Annotated in this window: 17 protein-coding genes; 13 read left to right on the top strand and 4 right to left on the bottom strand. The window is 32.4% G+C overall.

Going from position 1 to position 14983, the window contains the following annotated elements; all coding sequences use genetic code 11:
* The first annotated feature begins 4 nt into the window (after positions 1–4).
* A complete protein-coding gene (locus E4O07_RS01265) occupies positions 5–736 on the top strand; it encodes an ABC transporter ATP-binding protein (RefSeq protein ID WP_253686856.1) in 732 nt (243 codons plus the stop codon).
* Positions 737–1113: 377 nt separating this feature from the next.
* Here E4O07_RS01265 and E4O07_RS01260 read toward each other — a convergent pair whose 3' ends face one another.
* On the bottom strand, positions 1114–2130 hold the full coding sequence (locus E4O07_RS01260; RefSeq protein ID WP_253686855.1) for an IS5 family transposase: 1017 nt from the start codon (positions 2128–2130) through the stop codon (positions 1114–1116).
* A 60-nt stretch (positions 2131–2190) separates the two neighbouring features.
* Here E4O07_RS01260 and E4O07_RS01255 point away from each other — a divergent pair, with 60 nt between their 5' ends.
* The 12 genes from E4O07_RS01255 (at position 2191) to E4O07_RS01200 (ending at position 12644) form a co-directional block, all read left to right on the top strand.
* Positions 2191–3453, top strand: coding sequence for a hypothetical protein (locus E4O07_RS01255; RefSeq protein WP_253686854.1), 1263 nt, complete (start codon positions 2191–2193; stop codon positions 3451–3453).
* 67 nt (positions 3454–3520) lie between these two features.
* Positions 3521–4666 (top strand): immunity 26/phosphotriesterase HocA family protein, encoded by a 1146-nt coding sequence (locus tag E4O07_RS01250; RefSeq protein ID WP_253686853.1) that lies wholly within the window; start codon positions 3521–3523, stop codon positions 4664–4666.
* Positions 4667–4671: 5 nt separating this feature from the next.
* A complete protein-coding gene (locus E4O07_RS01245) occupies positions 4672–5295 on the top strand; it encodes a class I SAM-dependent methyltransferase (protein WP_253686852.1) in 624 nt (207 codons plus the stop codon).
* Positions 5296–5313: 18 nt separating this feature from the next.
* Positions 5314–5784, top strand: coding sequence for a GNAT family N-acetyltransferase (locus E4O07_RS01240; protein ID WP_253686851.1), 471 nt, complete (start codon positions 5314–5316; stop codon positions 5782–5784).
* Between the two features lie 513 nt (positions 5785–6297).
* Positions 6298–6453 (top strand): hypothetical protein, encoded by a 156-nt coding sequence (locus tag E4O07_RS01235; protein WP_253686850.1) that lies wholly within the window; start codon positions 6298–6300, stop codon positions 6451–6453.
* A gap of 10 nt (positions 6454–6463) precedes the next feature.
* Positions 6464–6670: a hypothetical protein gene (locus tag E4O07_RS01230; protein ID WP_253686849.1), complete on the top strand. Its 207-nt coding sequence runs from the start codon at positions 6464–6466 to the stop codon at positions 6668–6670.
* 204 nt (positions 6671–6874) lie between these two features.
* On the top strand, positions 6875–7966 hold the full coding sequence (locus tag E4O07_RS01225; protein WP_044978816.1) for a hypothetical protein: 1092 nt from the start codon (positions 6875–6877) through the stop codon (positions 7964–7966).
* A gap of 21 nt (positions 7967–7987) precedes the next feature.
* Complete coding sequence (locus tag E4O07_RS01220) at positions 7988–8221, top strand: TM2 domain-containing protein (RefSeq protein ID WP_253686848.1); 234 nt, start codon at positions 7988–7990, stop codon at positions 8219–8221.
* Positions 8222–8259: 38 nt separating this feature from the next.
* Positions 8260–9069: a hypothetical protein gene (locus tag E4O07_RS01215; RefSeq protein ID WP_253686847.1), complete on the top strand. Its 810-nt coding sequence runs from the start codon at positions 8260–8262 to the stop codon at positions 9067–9069.
* Positions 9070–9097: 28 nt separating this feature from the next.
* The gene (locus tag E4O07_RS01210; protein ID WP_253686846.1) at positions 9098–10594 is read left to right on the top strand and encodes a CsgG/HfaB family protein; all 1497 of its coding nucleotides are present in this window, start codon (positions 9098–9100) and stop codon (positions 10592–10594) included.
* Positions 10595–10597: 3 nt separating this feature from the next.
* Positions 10598–11596: an LPP20 family lipoprotein gene (locus E4O07_RS01205; RefSeq protein WP_253686845.1), complete on the top strand. Its 999-nt coding sequence runs from the start codon at positions 10598–10600 to the stop codon at positions 11594–11596.
* A gap of 25 nt (positions 11597–11621) precedes the next feature.
* Positions 11622–12644, top strand: a complete 1023-nt coding sequence (locus tag E4O07_RS01200; RefSeq protein WP_253686844.1) for a hypothetical protein — start codon at positions 11622–11624, stop codon at positions 12642–12644.
* A 125-nt stretch (positions 12645–12769) separates the two neighbouring features.
* Here E4O07_RS01200 and E4O07_RS01195 read toward each other — a convergent pair whose 3' ends face one another.
* From E4O07_RS01195 to E4O07_RS01185, 3 genes are all read right to left on the bottom strand, one after another.
* Positions 12770–13519 carry a DUF4469 domain-containing protein gene (locus E4O07_RS01195; RefSeq protein WP_253686843.1) on the bottom strand — a complete coding sequence of 250 codons (750 nt, stop codon included), beginning with the start codon at positions 13517–13519 and terminating at the stop codon, positions 12770–12772.
* A gap of 150 nt (positions 13520–13669) precedes the next feature.
* Positions 13670–14305, bottom strand: coding sequence for an ImmA/IrrE family metallo-endopeptidase (locus E4O07_RS01190; protein ID WP_253686842.1), 636 nt, complete (start codon positions 14303–14305; stop codon positions 13670–13672).
* Positions 14306–14350: 45 nt separating this feature from the next.
* The gene (locus tag E4O07_RS01185) at positions 14351–14716 is read right to left on the bottom strand and encodes a helix-turn-helix domain-containing protein (protein WP_253686841.1); all 366 of its coding nucleotides are present in this window, start codon (positions 14714–14716) and stop codon (positions 14351–14353) included.
* Between the last annotated feature and the right edge of the window lie 267 nt (positions 14717–14983).

The following is a 14983-nucleotide window of genomic DNA, read 5'->3' as shown; positions in this document are numbered from 1 at the left end:
AACTATGTTGGAAATTAAGAATTTAACAAAAATCTATCATAAAAACCGCATTGCAGTAAATAATATAAACTTAAAAGTTTCTCAAGGCGATATTTATGGTTTTATAGGAACAAACGGCTCCGGGAAAACATCAACAATTAAATCCATTGTAGGAATTCATGATTTTACAGGAGAAATATATGTTAATGGAATTTCCATAAAAAATAATCCTGTAGAATTTAAAAAAAATATAGCATATATACCCGATAACCCGGATATATATGAATATCTTACAGGGCGGCAATATATCAATTTTATAGCAGATTTGTATAGAGTATCTATAAATGAGCGGATACAAAAAACAAAATCATTCAGTGAAATATTTGAAATGAGCTCATTTTTAGATAATACGATATCTTCATATTCTCACGGAATGAAACAAAAGATTGTAATTATTGCAGCCCTTATCCATTCACCAAAATTATTAATAATGGATGAACCCTTTGTAGGTTTGGATCCAAAAGCTTGTTATCTTTTAAAAAAAGAAATGAAAATATTAGTAGAAAGCGGAAATGCAATATTCTTCTCTACACATGTTTTAGAAGTTGCAGAAAAACTATGTAACAAGATAGGAATAATAAATAAAGGCAGATTAATTGTGCAAGGAAACGTAAACACTGTTTTGAGCAAGACCGATTCATTAGAAGAGTATTTTATGGATATTATTAAAAATGAAAAATATAATAATACTTTTTAAAAATTCCGTATTTCGGTACTCAATTTTTACAAATTCGGAAAAAACCAACTATCATTTATTAGGATTTATCGTAATATTTTTTTTGTTATGCCTATATAATATTATTTCGATAAATTCAGTAATGAAATTAGGGCTGCATTCTTTTACCCTATCCTATTCGGCAGCAATATCAAGTTTTTTTATTTTTATGATGACTGTGCTAAAAAGTAACTCAATGTTTTTTTATAATAAAGATTTTAGGGCACCTCTAAAAACCTATTTTTAGTGTACCTATTTATTATTTTAGTAGCTTTTTTATAAATTGTCTAGTGTAAAACTTGGATTCTTTATCTTAAGTTCCCTTACTTTTCATTTTATTACCTATATGCTCCCTCATTTTATTTCTTTAGATAGCAATATCGGCATAAGTTGTATGTTAAGTTCATCATTATTATCGAAAATGTTGCACGAGCTAATCCTATCGTTCTTACATATATACCTTTCATTGAGTTTGTCATAAAGCCAAATACATGTTCGACTCTCGCCCGTATTTTTGATTTTTTTCTGTTACCGATTTTTTGTTTTTTACTAAGAGGTTTCCCTCTTGCTCCTCTTTCACAAATTTGCCCTTCTATTCCTTTCGCTTTTAAAACTCTCTCTATTTCTTCTCCTATATAGGCACTATCTGCGTATAATCTTTCATCTTCCTTTTCAACTAAATTTTTTAATTCTTTACTATCATGAACATTAGCTGCTGTTACAGTTGCTTTCAATATAAGCTTACTTTTTTTATCTACTTTTATATGATCTTTATAACCGTAATAGCTACGTTTGTGCTTCTTTGTCCACCTAGCATCACAGTCTTTTTGTGATAATTTTGCCTTATTTTTTGCTTCTTGCCATTGTTCAGGGATTTTTCCGTTTTTAATTTGTTCATTTTCATCTTTGCTGTTATGCTGTATCGGAGCTTCTACTATTGTCGCATCTATTATCGTTCCCTCTTTTCCTATTAAGTTATTTCTAGCTAATTCTTTTCCAAACTTTTCAAATAACTTTTTTGATACTCTCGCTTCAATGAGTTTTTCTTTAAAAAGCCATATTGTTTTTGAATCGGGTACTTTATCTTTTAATTCCAATCCTAAAAATCTCATAAAGGATAGCCGATCGTTTATTTGATATTCCGTTTGATCATCACTTATGTTGTATAATTTTTGTAAGATTATTATTTTAAACATCATTACATAATCGTATGCAGGTCTTCCGCCTAAACCTTTTGGCTCTTTGGTTAATGCTTTTTTTAATAGTGGTTTGAATATTTCCCAATTTATTTTTTTGTTTAATTTTTCAAGACTATCACCTAAGTTACTTAATACTCTTAAACGATCTTCTTCATCAAATAATCCTTTTTGTTTCATACCTCATTTTATCATTTTTTTAATCTTTTTTAAAGGGGGTTTTTAGAGGTGCCCTTTAATATGTTATCGGCTTTACCGATCACACAAAAAGATATTATTCTAAGTAAATTTCTAGTACTATATTCTTTAAATCTTATTATCAGTTGCAGCTGTATATTTCCGGCAGTCATTCTTTTAATTTTTAAAAAAATTATCAGCGTCTCTGCCGGAATAATATTTTTACTGTCAGGCTTCACCATTCCGGTGATACCTATGTGTGCAGCTTCTATATTAAGTACTATTATAGAATATTGCAGTGTATTTTTTAAAAGAAAAAATCAAATATCAATTTTATTTTTTTATTTATTGATGACAGGATATTTTATAACCGTATCATTTAATCGCAATTTAGATTCCATTTTATTAGACAATTTACTTCAAACACAATTATATAAAATATTTCCGTTATCCAAATTATTTTATATAGATCAAAATATTTACCTAAAGATTTTACAATTTATAAGTCTTACAATTATTGTAACCATTGTATATATATTTTTTATAGGTAAAAACTATAATAAAATTCATCAAAAACTAAACACTCAAAGCTTTAAAAATAAAAAAACAAAATCTATTTTAAGAACACCATTTTTTAGTTTATATTTAAAAGAGTTTAACCGTTTTATTACTTCGCCTATTCGTGTGTTAAATTGCGGATTAGGTATTATATCTTTATGTGTTTTATCTGTCGGGTGCATGATATTGGGATTTAACAAGATTGAAATATTACTCGGTATTAGAGGTCTTGAACATATTCTTACACACTACGGTTCATCGGTGATAGGGGCATTTTTTCTTATGAGCTGCACCACATCTTCATCAATATCTTTGGAAGGAAAAAATGTATGGATACTGCAAACAGCTCCAATCGGCATATCCCAAATTTTAAATAGTAAAATCGCAGTCAATATGAGTATTCATCTAATAGGATATCTTTTTGCAATGATTGCCATTTTACCGAATATACGGAGCGGTTTTTTACAAATTTTATTAACAGTCTTTGTACCTGTTTTTTATTCCTTTTTTATTTCGACTGTAGGAATTTTTTTTAACATCAAATATTTAAATCTAAATTGGAATGATGAGATAAGCATTATAAAGCATAGTCCGGCATCTATTATCACACATCTAATTGCTATAATCACTATTATAATATCAACTTCATTATTTTTTATTATAAATTTTATTTATATAATAATTCCAATATGTCTAAGTTTCGGCATTGTCGGAATTTATTTATATAAAAAAAGCATAAAAACAATATATCTTATTCAAAAATACTGAAAATTAGATTAACCTCGCCCTTGCCTAATATTATAAAAAAAGGTACAATCATTAAAAGGAATTAAGCATGTCTAAAAAATTTATCTTAGCCAACGAACAGCGAAAATATCTGGGTCTAAATCCGATTGAGGCTCACTGGGAAGTAATGGATATAAAGGGCAGCCTATATTATTTTGACGGAGATACTATCAAAAAAGAAATTTCCGCATCGGACTATGAGGGAGAAGCTTTTTACTATAAAGAAAACGAGCTTGATGTTGAAACGGGAGAAAACAGAACTATTGTTCTTCCCAAGACGGCAAAAGGAAAGCCGAAAAAATTAAACTTTACGGCAACTCAATCATTTAAAGGAATCGGAGTGTATTTTTCATTCGGAAGCGGACATGTGCTTATCGGAAACTACACCACACAAAAAACCTACTATTCGGAAAACTTAAAAGAAAGCAAGGTTTCGGCTCTCAATTCTTGGATTGAAAAATGGATAAAAGAAACATCAAAAGAAGATTTAGTCGATTTGGAAAATTTTAGAAACGAAAAAAGAGCTCACCAAAAATATAAAGAAGGAGATATCTTTGCTTTTAAAATAGGAAGACGGCAATACGGTTTCGGAAAAATTTTAATCGATATTGTTAAGTTAAGAAAAAATCCGGAATTTAAAAAGAATAAAAACTACGGTCTTAACAACCTCATGGGAACCGCTTTAATTGTAAAGGTCTACCATAAAATCAGCACCGGCATAAACATCAATCTTGACGAATTGGAACAATGCCCTTCCCTCCCCGCACAGCCCATCATGGATAACAATATCTATTACGGCGAATACAAAATTATCGGAAACAAAAAAGTTACTTACCAAGACTTAAATGACGCTCCAATATCGACAAGCAAGAGTATAAATCATCAAGACAAGGATATTGCCTATCTCCAATACGGCTTGATATATAAAGAAATGTCTTTAAAAGAATACGCTCTATACAAAGACGAAGAATGGTATCATAAAAATTACCGGGCAGAATCAATAGGCTTTTCTTTAAACATAGAAAAATTGGAAGAATGTATAAAAGCAAAATCAAACGCCCCCCTTTATCCGGCAACCGGCGGCGGCCTAAATAATCCCGCCAACAAAAAAGATAAGAATTCAGTTTTCAAAGCTTTCGGTTTGGACGGCGATTTGGACTATGAGGGGAATTTAAAACTATCAAAGGAAAAGTAAAAGGTATGATCGAATATTACAAAAAAAGAGCAAAAGAATATGAAGACATATATAAAAAGCCTGAAAGACAAGAGAGTATTCTTGAATACCAAGATTATATTAAAAAACTTTTTCAAAACAGGAATGTGTTAGAGCTTGCCTGCGGAACCGGATTTTGGACGGAAACATTAACCAAGACTGCAAAAACCGTACTTGCAACCGACATTAATAAAGAAGTACTGGAACTTGCAAAACAAAAAATTTTTAAAGCCTGCAAGCCGGAATTTGCAATTTTAGATTATAGAAACTATGAACCTAATAACAAATACAACGGCATATTTATAGGCTTTTTGGCAAGTCATCTGACAAAACCTGCATTTGTAAACCTTATCGAAAACCTCATAGAAAAAACTAAAAAGCCTTCTTTAATTTTTTTTATGGATAACCTTTTTGTAGAAGGAGAAAGCACCCCGATATCCAAAACCGATAAAAACGGCAACACCTATCAAATACGAAAACTTAAAGACGGCACCGAATATGAAATAATGAAAAACTTTTACCCCGAAAAAGAATTTGAAATTTTACTAAAAGGCAAAACTTATAAATATTTTTCCAATAAATATTATTGGTCTATTGAAATTTACACTTAAAGTTCATATTATGTTTTTATGAAATCTAATCACCCTACTCCCGATAGCCTCGAATTTAAAGAGGTTACTCCCGATAACTGGAGAATAATCAATTCTCTTTCCATAAAAAAAGAACAAAAAAATTTTGCAGCCTCGAATGTTACCATCCTTGCAAGAGCCTTTGCTTACAGAAAAGAAAATGCAAAAGTTTTTGCCGTCTATTATTCGGATGAACCCATAGGTCTTATAATGCAGAGGGACTGGATTGACGGTGAAAAAACAGTCTGCATTATGGACCAATTTATGATAGACAAAAAAAGTCAAGGAAGGGGTTTAGGAAAAGCAGCTTTAAAAAAATGGCTTTCAATGATAGAAGCAGAAAAAAAATATCCATGTATTCAGCTTTGTTATGTTGAAGGCGATATAGCAGCAAAACGCCTCTATGAAAATTTCGGCTTTTATGAAATCGACAAAGACGAAGATGAGATTATAATGCAGAGGGATATATAAATAAAAATTAATTTAATCTTTGTTCACAATGCTTGACAAAATAGATATTTTTATGCTAAGGTAAGCACATGCAGGATTTTTTGAGTTTATGCTTTTTTAAAATTTTCTCATTAAATGCTTTAGATAAGGTAAAAAAACGCAGTGATCTTATAAATAAAATACTGTGCCATTTTACCCCCCCCCCGTGTATCAAAATGACACAGTTTATAAACTAAGTCAAAATCTTTTATATCATTATTTTTTTCTCTTTTGTAATAAACGCATAAGACAATTATGTTATTTTGTCTTGTGTGTTTTTTTATATATTTACCGCCTTGAAATTAAATTTGAAAGTAAATCAAGATTTTTGTTTTACAATTTAGTAAGGCGGTTTAGTAGCTTAGGTTTTTACGGTCAACCTGTACGAAATGACAGCCGGCATTTCTTTACAAAATCCGTCTGTGCAGAACCCTTTCGATTATGGGTTGAACGGGAAAATATAGAAAATAAATTTTTATAAAGGAGAGTTAAACAATGGATACTTATGTAATTACAGTATGGATTGATATCAAAGGAAAAACACATACAGCGGCAAGTACAATACAAGCTGGTAGTATTTCTGAGGCTAAAGCAAAATTTAAAGCAAAAAATCGCCAGTGCCAGTCTGTTACCGGTATACACAAAAAATAGGGAATATGACATGACAAGAGATGAATTTGAAGAAAGAAGAAATGATTTTAATGACCGTGCTCAGGAAAGATTAGCTCGACAAGAAATAGAAAATAACGAATATAAAGCTAATTTGAAAGAAGGCAAGGTAAGCGGATTAGATAAATTTATTCATGGAGTAAATTATATTCTTACCGGATTAATCAAAAACGCTGAAAATACTTTGAATAATATGTGATACATAAATTCAGATTATTGAATGTGGAAGTAAAACTTGATTCGAAAGTTTTATGACAAACAAATCAGGCTTTACTTCATTTTTTAGTTTTTATGCATTGGAGTACAATATACGGGTTGATAAGCTAACAGCTTGTTAAAAGCGTTGGTTAAAACCTATCATAAAGTTACTTCAATCAAAAATACATTTTATAGGAGAGTAATTATGGGTATTGGTTTTGAAATGTTTAAATTAAGATTAGGAGATGCTATTGCTGATGGAGTAATAAATTCCTTCTCATCTGCTATGCAAAAACATGCTGCAGATCAAGCTGAACAAGAGGAAATTGCACAGCAAGAATCTAATAGGCTAGACATGTTAAAAACAATGGTTTTCATGGTATCGTATAACATGGAGTTGGAACGAAGCGGCAAAAAAGCTATAGCTAATGCACTTTCACAATTATATGATGAAGAAATTTCTTTATTTTCCATTGAGGATCAAATAGATGATGCTTATTCACAGATAAAAGACACTAATCCAAAAACATTCTTCAGTGGAATTGTATCTATCACTAATGATAGATATTGTGCGGCAATTATTTATACATATATGCTTTATATGTATACAGAATTAATAGCTAAAGAGGCAATTACCCCCGCACATATATATAACATGTATCTAATAAAAAAATATTTTTTAATGCAACGCTCTGAACTAGCTGAATGCTATAAAGCTCTGGCAGGGATTGTCCAAAAAGATACAGATGATATTGCGGATATGTTTGAAAAACTTACTTGTGAGGCAGCAATAGAATCACTTAAATCTGAGAATCTATCATTAACTTATGAAGAATCAAATATACAAGAAAATGTAGAGATCGAAGATTCAGAAAAACAAATAGAAGCGTTTTATTATCAAGCAATAAGCGAAGCTGGTGAAAATATGGATGATTTTAAAAAACATGTTAATCTAGCTGATAAAAGGCCCGACATGATTGCAAAAGCAGTCAAAACATATGCAAAAGATTGTATAGGTGAAAATGCTATCCTTATATTTGACAATACATGGACATTAAATTGTAAGAATGGATTTGTATTGACAAATAAAAATATCTATATCGGTAGTGGAGGAAAACTAAAACAATGTATTCCTTTAGCAGATATAAAATTTATTGATGCTACAGTAAAATTTACATCAAATAAATTAACAATAAATACAACAGAAGTGGAAACAGAGCAAATATTAAAGGGAACCATTGCTTTGTATAATTTATTACAAAATATTATTCCATTAGCGATGAAAGTGGAAAATTAATAATATCTATAGGAGAAATTTATGATAGTTACAGGCCATGATTACAATAATCAATCACCACGAAAAAAGGGAACAATGTTATTACTTTGTCTTTTTTTAGGTATATTCGGTATTCACCGTTTTTATGTTGGTAAGTATTTTACCGGTATATTATATGCTCTAACTATGGGGCTCGGTTACTTTGGTATCTTATTTGATTTAATTATGATATTAATGGGAAAATTTACTGATTCCGATGGTAAGCTTATAAGCTAAAATATCAGAATTTTCCCATTATATGGGAGGTATAAGACATGTCTGATTTTAGTGATAGCATTGCTTTTTCTGACTTAACACTTACAAGTAAACTAATACTACTTTTAGGGTGGTTAATAAAAAGTGCGATTTTATTCTGTATCTTTTTTGCTTTGGTAGTTTTAAAGCAAAAAATGATTGTAAACGGAAATTCTCTTTCTGATATTGCACTAGGCATAGCTTTTGTAGTCGTTGCTTATAGTATAATTTTTTTGATTTTTTATATTATCACAGAACATATTATAAAAAATATGATTGTTGGAATGATTATTTCTATAATAGGAGCTGTGCTGGCAATTATTTTTCCTCCGTTGGGAATCATAATCGCTATTATTGGAATCATATCTATGATTTCAAAAATAATTTCCGTTATAAAAATGATACCCATGCTTTTATTGGGTATTTTATTTGCCGCCTTACTTTTTGCAGATATTTTAATCATAAAATTTAATCTATATGATCTTTTTGATTTTATGTATGGCACTATAAAAATATCTATTTTTGGGCTCAATTTTAGTTTTTCAAAAATAATGTTGGGATATATAAGCCTTTCAGCACTCACTTCACTTATCCTGGCGTTTAAGTATAGTCTAAAAAATGCAATGATGCGTCAAGTAGTCATCTTTATGGCAATACCGATAACTGCTTTAATTGTTTGGCTTGCACATACATTAATTTCAAATGCATTTTATCAGCCGTCCGAAGTACAACAAGTGGATATGCATAAAGGAGAGATTTTTATCAAAAGCTACCCAAGAAGTAATGGTACTATAGTTTCCGGTTATTGGAGACACTTACCACATAAATAAATATGCTATAACTAAAGGAGAAAATTTTATGAAAAAATTTCTTGTATTTCAAATACTCATATTAAGTATTACAATATTGGCAGCACTCTTACTCACCAGCTGCCTTTCATTAGATACACATTCAAATAACAGTCAAATATCTAATAATAAAGCAGATAAAACTACAAAAGACGACTTTAAGCTGACAATGATTGAAGATCCTCTTGATAAAAAAAGCCGTAAAAATAAAGAAGATAAAGTTATTAATCATAAAAATACAAAATATAAAGATAAAACTATTGCAATCCTTGCTCCTCAATTTGAAAAAGCACCTAAAAATGACATTTGGATGTCTCAATTTTTACAAGATTCGCTTACAGGACAATTTGCAAGGCTTTCTGATATGAAGGTATTGGATCGGAAGAATGAAAGCGTAATTATTGCCGAGCAAAAACTTTCTGAAAGCGGACATTATTCTTTTGACAATGCAGCAACTTTCGGACAACTTACAAATGCTGAATATGTTTTAACCGGAACAATACAAAAACTGCCTACCCTTTATTCTTTAACCTTTCGCGTAAATGATATTTCAACGAATGAAATAAAGGCCTCGTTTAACGGTCAATATGCAACGGTTGACATAGAAAACGGAAAAGCCGTTTCAGAAATCATTAAAGATTTATTTAATGGGCTTGAAATTCCGCTTAGTGAAACAGAGCTAAAAAGCATCACAAAAAATAAATCGGAAACATCAAATATAAAAAATTTAGCTCAAGGTATGGCAGCCGAAAAAAACGGTGACTTTGTCACTGCACTTTCCTTTCTTTCCGCTCCTTCCACATCAGGCAATATAGAAGCAGCTACCGTCATATCCGAAATATTATCAGTTTCTACACCTACAAATATTAGAGAACGAGCAAATTATTACAAAGAACAAATAGCAAAATGGAATAAAATATGGAGAGATTTAGAAAAATATATGAATAGAAATTATCCAATAATTATATATGATTTTTCTAAAATGAGTGATAAAATAAACAGCCGTAAAAATACGGTAGATATAACATTGAAAGCAGGAATAAAACTTGTTCCAAACAGAAAAGCTCTTGTTGTATTTAACACTATATGGGATGAATGGAAAAAAATAAAAGCTAATAAAGAAAACTACGAATGGGTACGAAATGTTAGAGAATATCATGATTACGAAATGAGTTTTCATATACAAATAGGTTTATATAATAAATACGGAGAATTATTAGGTAATATTTGGTATGGAAGTTGGAAAAACATACATAATCTTCAAAATATGCATTATAAAGATGTGCGGTTTGAAAATCAGGCAATACCGCCTCAGTTTAGATTATTTAATAATGCAGAATTTTATCAAGTAACTTTTTCTGATATCCAAATAGATGACAAATTTACCGAAATATTAATACCTCGTATTATAGACTTTCAATTTTTTGAGAATCATAAAAGACATTCTAACATGTCAGGAATTTTTTCTCTTGAAGAATGGGAAATCTATCTTGAAGAACAGGAATAAAGCATGAAAAAAACTTTTAAAAATATTGTTATATTTTTAATATCGTGCATCCTTTGTTCATGTGTTTCCACGCCAAAACCTAAAACAACAGGTCTAACGGAAGATGAACTTTTTTCTTCCGCTTATATTGCAGCACGAGGTTATGGAGAAAGTGAAGAGGCATCTTGTCAAAATGCTATTGCTGCTCTTTCACGATATTTTTCTTCTCAAATAAAAGTTGAAACAGCTCAAAAAACTATTGTTCAAGAAAGCGTCAGTCAAAGCCGTCTTGAAGACATTACAAGGGTGCTGTCCGATACGGAACTTTTTGCCGTTCATTATACAAAACCGAAATTTAATAAAACGGCAAAACAATATGAGGTAATTTCTTACATCAACCGTGATGAAGCTCTGAAAATATACGAACCTAAAATAAAAGAAGCAATAAAACCGTTTTTAGCCATTTATTCACAGGCAGAAATACAAAGAGATTTATTTAAAAAAACTATTTTTTATTTACAGGCAAAAAATATAGTACAAAATAATTCAGCATTAAAAGTTCTGCAATTCTTACATGTTTTATCTCCTGATGAAGCGGAAAATTATGCGGATGTAGAAGATAAAATCATTAATCTCAATGCAAAAATAAAGGAAATACAAACAAAGTGTACGGTTTCGGTTACTTTAACCGGAGCGATGCCGGAACAAATAAAAACTTCGATAGAAGAGGTTCTTCTAAATTTAGGATTCCCTCTCAGTAATAAGAACACACAAGCAGCATATATTTGTAAAACCAAGTTAGCTGAAAATAAAAGCGAATTGCAAGCAGGTGTATTTTTTACGCCGGACTTGAGTATAGATATTGTATCTCAACAAAACGATGAGCTTGTGTTTTCTTATAAAAAAAGATTTGTCAGGATGGGAGCCAGTACTGAAGTTATGGCAAAAAAACGCATAGAACATAACATTTGTTCTGAAATAAAAGTGTCATTACCGCCAGCCTTTAAAAAGGCCGGTGAATGAAATATGTAAATTTTAGGAGGGTGATATGAAAAGGAATATCATCATAATAAGTACAGCAGCCGTACTTATGATTTTTACAGGTTGTGTATCTTTATCGGAAAAAGAAAATAAAACTTCGGCAAAGCAATACAACGAATCAGGTGTTAAAGTTGAAGCTAACAAGACCTATGTTAGAGATTGGTCGGGACGTTCTCTTGGAACTGAAGCCAGACCTGAGTGGTTGATGGAAGCATTTCAAAATAACTATGATAAGACTAGAGCTAAATTCGGTATTTCGGATAACGATATTGTAAAGGTATCTATGGTAAGTGCAAGTGATGTTAGAGGAGCACAAATGTATGCCGATATGAATTATGCCCGATTAGTAGCTACAGAGCTTCAAAGAAGCATTTGTGTAACAGCAGCGGAAAAGGCACGTAATGGAGATATATCCGAAAAAACAAGACAAGCTATTGAAGAAGTTACAACCTCGCAGTCTCAAGTCGAAATATCGGGACATGAAAAAAAAGCCGAATTCTATCACATAGTCGATGAAGAAGATGCTCTAAACGGTAAGATTACACGCAAGTGTATTGTATATCAAGTTTATGTAATCCCGGAAAAAACATGGGCAATAACTTGTGCCTATTATCTAAATAAGATTCGTCACGAAATACCGGAAGATTTAAGTCCTGAACAAGAGGATGTTAAGGACTTAGTAAAGACAATGATGGAAGATGCGCGTCATCCGACTGTTATGAGTCAACAAGAAAAAGCATTTGAACTTGAAGCTAAACGCCGTATGCTCACAGTTCAGGAAAATCTTGCACCTGAACAACAAAAAGCACAAGCTAAACAAGAATTACTCAAAATTGCTCAAGAAGGAAACACCGAGCGTACAAAAATAAAAGCAGATGCAAAAACAAAACAAGTAGAAGCAAATGCAGATGCAAGAACAACTGCTTATCTATCAGGTAACAAAATAGTTCAAACCGCAGCTTTTGTTACCCCTGAAGATGCAAATAGAATTGAAGCCGAAGAATTAGCAATGTCAATTTTATTCCCGTAATGATTTAACCAACCCTGTTTGTTAAAAACAAAAAATCCGGCTAATCCTTTTACAGATTAGCCGGAAAGTTTTAGCAGTTAAAAGATTAAGACGGAACATCAAAAAGCTTTTTCGCCTTAGCCAACCTACACTGCTTTTAGATAAAAATCCGTTTCCGTAGTGCGGAGATCCTTGACGGTTATCTGTCCCGATGAGAATTGCGTGCAAATACGGATAGCGTATTGTTTATCCTTTTCAAGTTCGGGAGGAACAAAAAATTCCACTAATGAAGGAGTGTTGGTAAAAATGTGTTCCTCTTTTACCTTGATAGGCTCCGAACCGTCTTGAGGTACACAGTATATACCGCAGTCTTCCAGCGTACCGAGAATGCGGATTCTGTTTCCCGAAACCCTAAGCGATTTTCCGCAAGTAATAATCTCATTGTCTTTTTGACTGAATAAATCCCTTACTGCATCGATTTGAGGATCGTGCTGAGACTGTACTACAAGCGAAACCGAAAGCTTTTTTAAGCTTTTGTTTACTTCCGCAGAAGGAGTAAAACGCAGGCACAGAGGCGGAGCATCGGCAGGTGTCGGGTTTTTGCCCTTCACTATACCGTCAGCGGCAAGATAGAATGTACCTATGCCCAGCACATTTACAGCCTTACCTTGTCTAAGCTGCCTCATAATTTCTTCATGCAGCAGCTGTGCACTATGCTGTACCAAATGTGCCGATATGCCCGTATCCCGCTCATCAATCAAACTTATAAGATTTTCAAGACTGAGCGTCTTATTACTGCGGTGTACCCGACCATAAAATGATTCTCCCGTTTTATCAAAACGGTTCTTGTACAACACCATACTTACCCGGTGTTCAGGGATTTGAAAATTCATCATAGAATTTCCTCCTTAAAAATTAAATATAGAAAACGATGAGCTATAAAATTTCTTAATACAGCTCTTGACTTTATTTTTAAGGAGTGCTACCATGTTCTTATGCTTAAAAGAGATGGTAACATCCTTAAAAAATAAGCTCAAAGCCGAATGCTATGCTGCCGACTTTGAGCTTATTTTGTGCTTGAACAGCACTGTCTTGATACTAAACAGTATTTTCGCTACGCCCTCCTTATATTCTTTTTGTACCGATACGGCATCCTGCTCACTTAGGCCGCATTCGGCGGATAATTCTGCAGTACTCATATTTTGAACAAGACCGCAGACCGACAATAAAAACCTAGCCAGCATATCTGCAATTGCTTCAGGGTCTTCATACTTTGAGCAGATCTCCCCATCCTGCAATTCACTGACGGGTATTTTCAAAATACCGTGCAATATGTAGTGAGCAAGTTCATGTGCCAAAGTCATCCTATCCTGAAAGTTACCTATACAGGCACCATCATACACATCGGAAGGCACAACAATGGAATGAACCGCTTCATTACTCTGCGGAATAATTTCGGTAAAAGCCTGAATATTCTTGTCTTTTACCTCATCGATAAACTCGTCCTTTTCAAGCACGATAAATTGAAAATGTTCATCAAACTTTTGCAGTTTCAGCTCTATAAGAGCCGGGACATTTACATACATTGTGTCCGTTTTCAAAATGCAGTGTACAATCACGGCGATTATCAATAAGTCAGCCTCACTGATGCATACCGTTTTTAGTCTTTTTATCTTTTCCAATAAAATTTCTCCTTTTACCGGACATAAGTATGCTGTTCCGATAATTTATGGTTTCTGCATCATACTTTGCAGTTTTTTACACTTTTCAGTGTCAAAGTTTTTTAATAATCGTGCAAAAACGAGCGCCGTTTCTGCCTGATATTCTTCCATCTCATTAAAATTGAGCTTTAACTCACTTGCGGATTTATATTCGGCCTCCTTTAACTCGTTGTACTCCGCCTCACTCAGTCCCAACTTTTCCTTTACTTTGTCGGAAAGGTTTTGAGGTATCGCCCTCTTACCTATCTCTATTGCAGATAAGTACGCCGGCGACAATTCCTCGTCCAACTTCTCCGACAGTGCTTTAAGCGTAAGCTCATGTTCTACACGAAGCTTCCTTAAAGCCTTACCATACAATGTAACCCCAGCCATAAACACTCCTTATGTTTATATAATACACAAAATAAAGAATAAAGTCAACAGATTTTACAAATAAATTCTACAAATTTTGTAGAATTTATACGATTTTTGTTTAAAAATTACAGTTTTTTTGATGTATTTCACGAGGGCTCCTCGTGTAGTACTGAAACATGTGCCCTATTGTAGCTGTAATAGGTCATCTATTGCAGTACTACACGAGACCGTCTAGTGTAGTGCTGAAACATGCCATCTATTACGGCTGTAATAGGTGTTCTATTG

The sequence above is a fragment of the Treponema sp. OMZ 798 genome, from assembly GCF_024181385.1.
Taxonomy (GTDB): domain Bacteria; phylum Spirochaetota; class Spirochaetia; order Treponematales; family Treponemataceae; genus Treponema_B.
This window is presented reverse-complemented; position numbering and strand designations above follow the sequence as displayed.

What these genes read in the sequence shown, in the direction of transcription:
- E4O07_RS01250 (WP_253686853.1), top strand. Translation starts at nt 3,521, where the DNA reads ATGTCTAAAAAATTTATCTTAGCCAACGAACAGCGAAAATATCTGGGT.
- E4O07_RS01195 (WP_253686843.1), bottom strand. Translation starts at nt 13,519, where the DNA reads ATGATGAATTTTCAAATCCCTGAACACCGGGTAAGTATGGTGTTGTAC.
- E4O07_RS01235 (WP_253686850.1), top strand. Translation starts at nt 6,298, where the DNA reads ATGGATACTTATGTAATTACAGTATGGATTGATATCAAAGGAAAAACA.
- E4O07_RS01210 (WP_253686846.1), top strand. Translation starts at nt 9,098, where the DNA reads ATGAAAAAATTTCTTGTATTTCAAATACTCATATTAAGTATTACAATA.
- E4O07_RS01220 (WP_253686848.1), top strand. Translation starts at nt 7,988, where the DNA reads ATGATAGTTACAGGCCATGATTACAATAATCAATCACCACGAAAAAAG.
- E4O07_RS01255 (WP_253686854.1), top strand. Translation starts at nt 2,191, where the DNA reads ATGTTATCGGCTTTACCGATCACACAAAAAGATATTATTCTAAGTAAA.
- E4O07_RS01240 (WP_253686851.1), top strand. Translation starts at nt 5,314, where the DNA reads ATGAAATCTAATCACCCTACTCCCGATAGCCTCGAATTTAAAGAGGTT.
- E4O07_RS01225 (WP_044978816.1), top strand. Translation starts at nt 6,875, where the DNA reads ATGGGTATTGGTTTTGAAATGTTTAAATTAAGATTAGGAGATGCTATT.
- E4O07_RS01185 (WP_253686841.1), bottom strand. Translation starts at nt 14,716, where the DNA reads ATGGCTGGGGTTACATTGTATGGTAAGGCTTTAAGGAAGCTTCGTGTA.
- E4O07_RS01230 (WP_253686849.1), top strand. Translation starts at nt 6,464, where the DNA reads ATGACAAGAGATGAATTTGAAGAAAGAAGAAATGATTTTAATGACCGT.
- E4O07_RS01245 (WP_253686852.1), top strand. Translation starts at nt 4,672, where the DNA reads ATGATCGAATATTACAAAAAAAGAGCAAAAGAATATGAAGACATATAT.
- E4O07_RS01200 (WP_253686844.1), top strand. Translation starts at nt 11,622, where the DNA reads ATGAAAAGGAATATCATCATAATAAGTACAGCAGCCGTACTTATGATT.
- E4O07_RS01260 (WP_253686855.1), bottom strand. Translation starts at nt 2,130, where the DNA reads ATGAAACAAAAAGGATTATTTGATGAAGAAGATCGTTTAAGAGTATTA.
- E4O07_RS01205 (WP_253686845.1), top strand. Translation starts at nt 10,598, where the DNA reads ATGAAAAAAACTTTTAAAAATATTGTTATATTTTTAATATCGTGCATC.
- E4O07_RS01265 (WP_253686856.1), top strand. Translation starts at nt 5, where the DNA reads ATGTTGGAAATTAAGAATTTAACAAAAATCTATCATAAAAACCGCATT.
- E4O07_RS01215 (WP_253686847.1), top strand. Translation starts at nt 8,260, where the DNA reads ATGTCTGATTTTAGTGATAGCATTGCTTTTTCTGACTTAACACTTACA.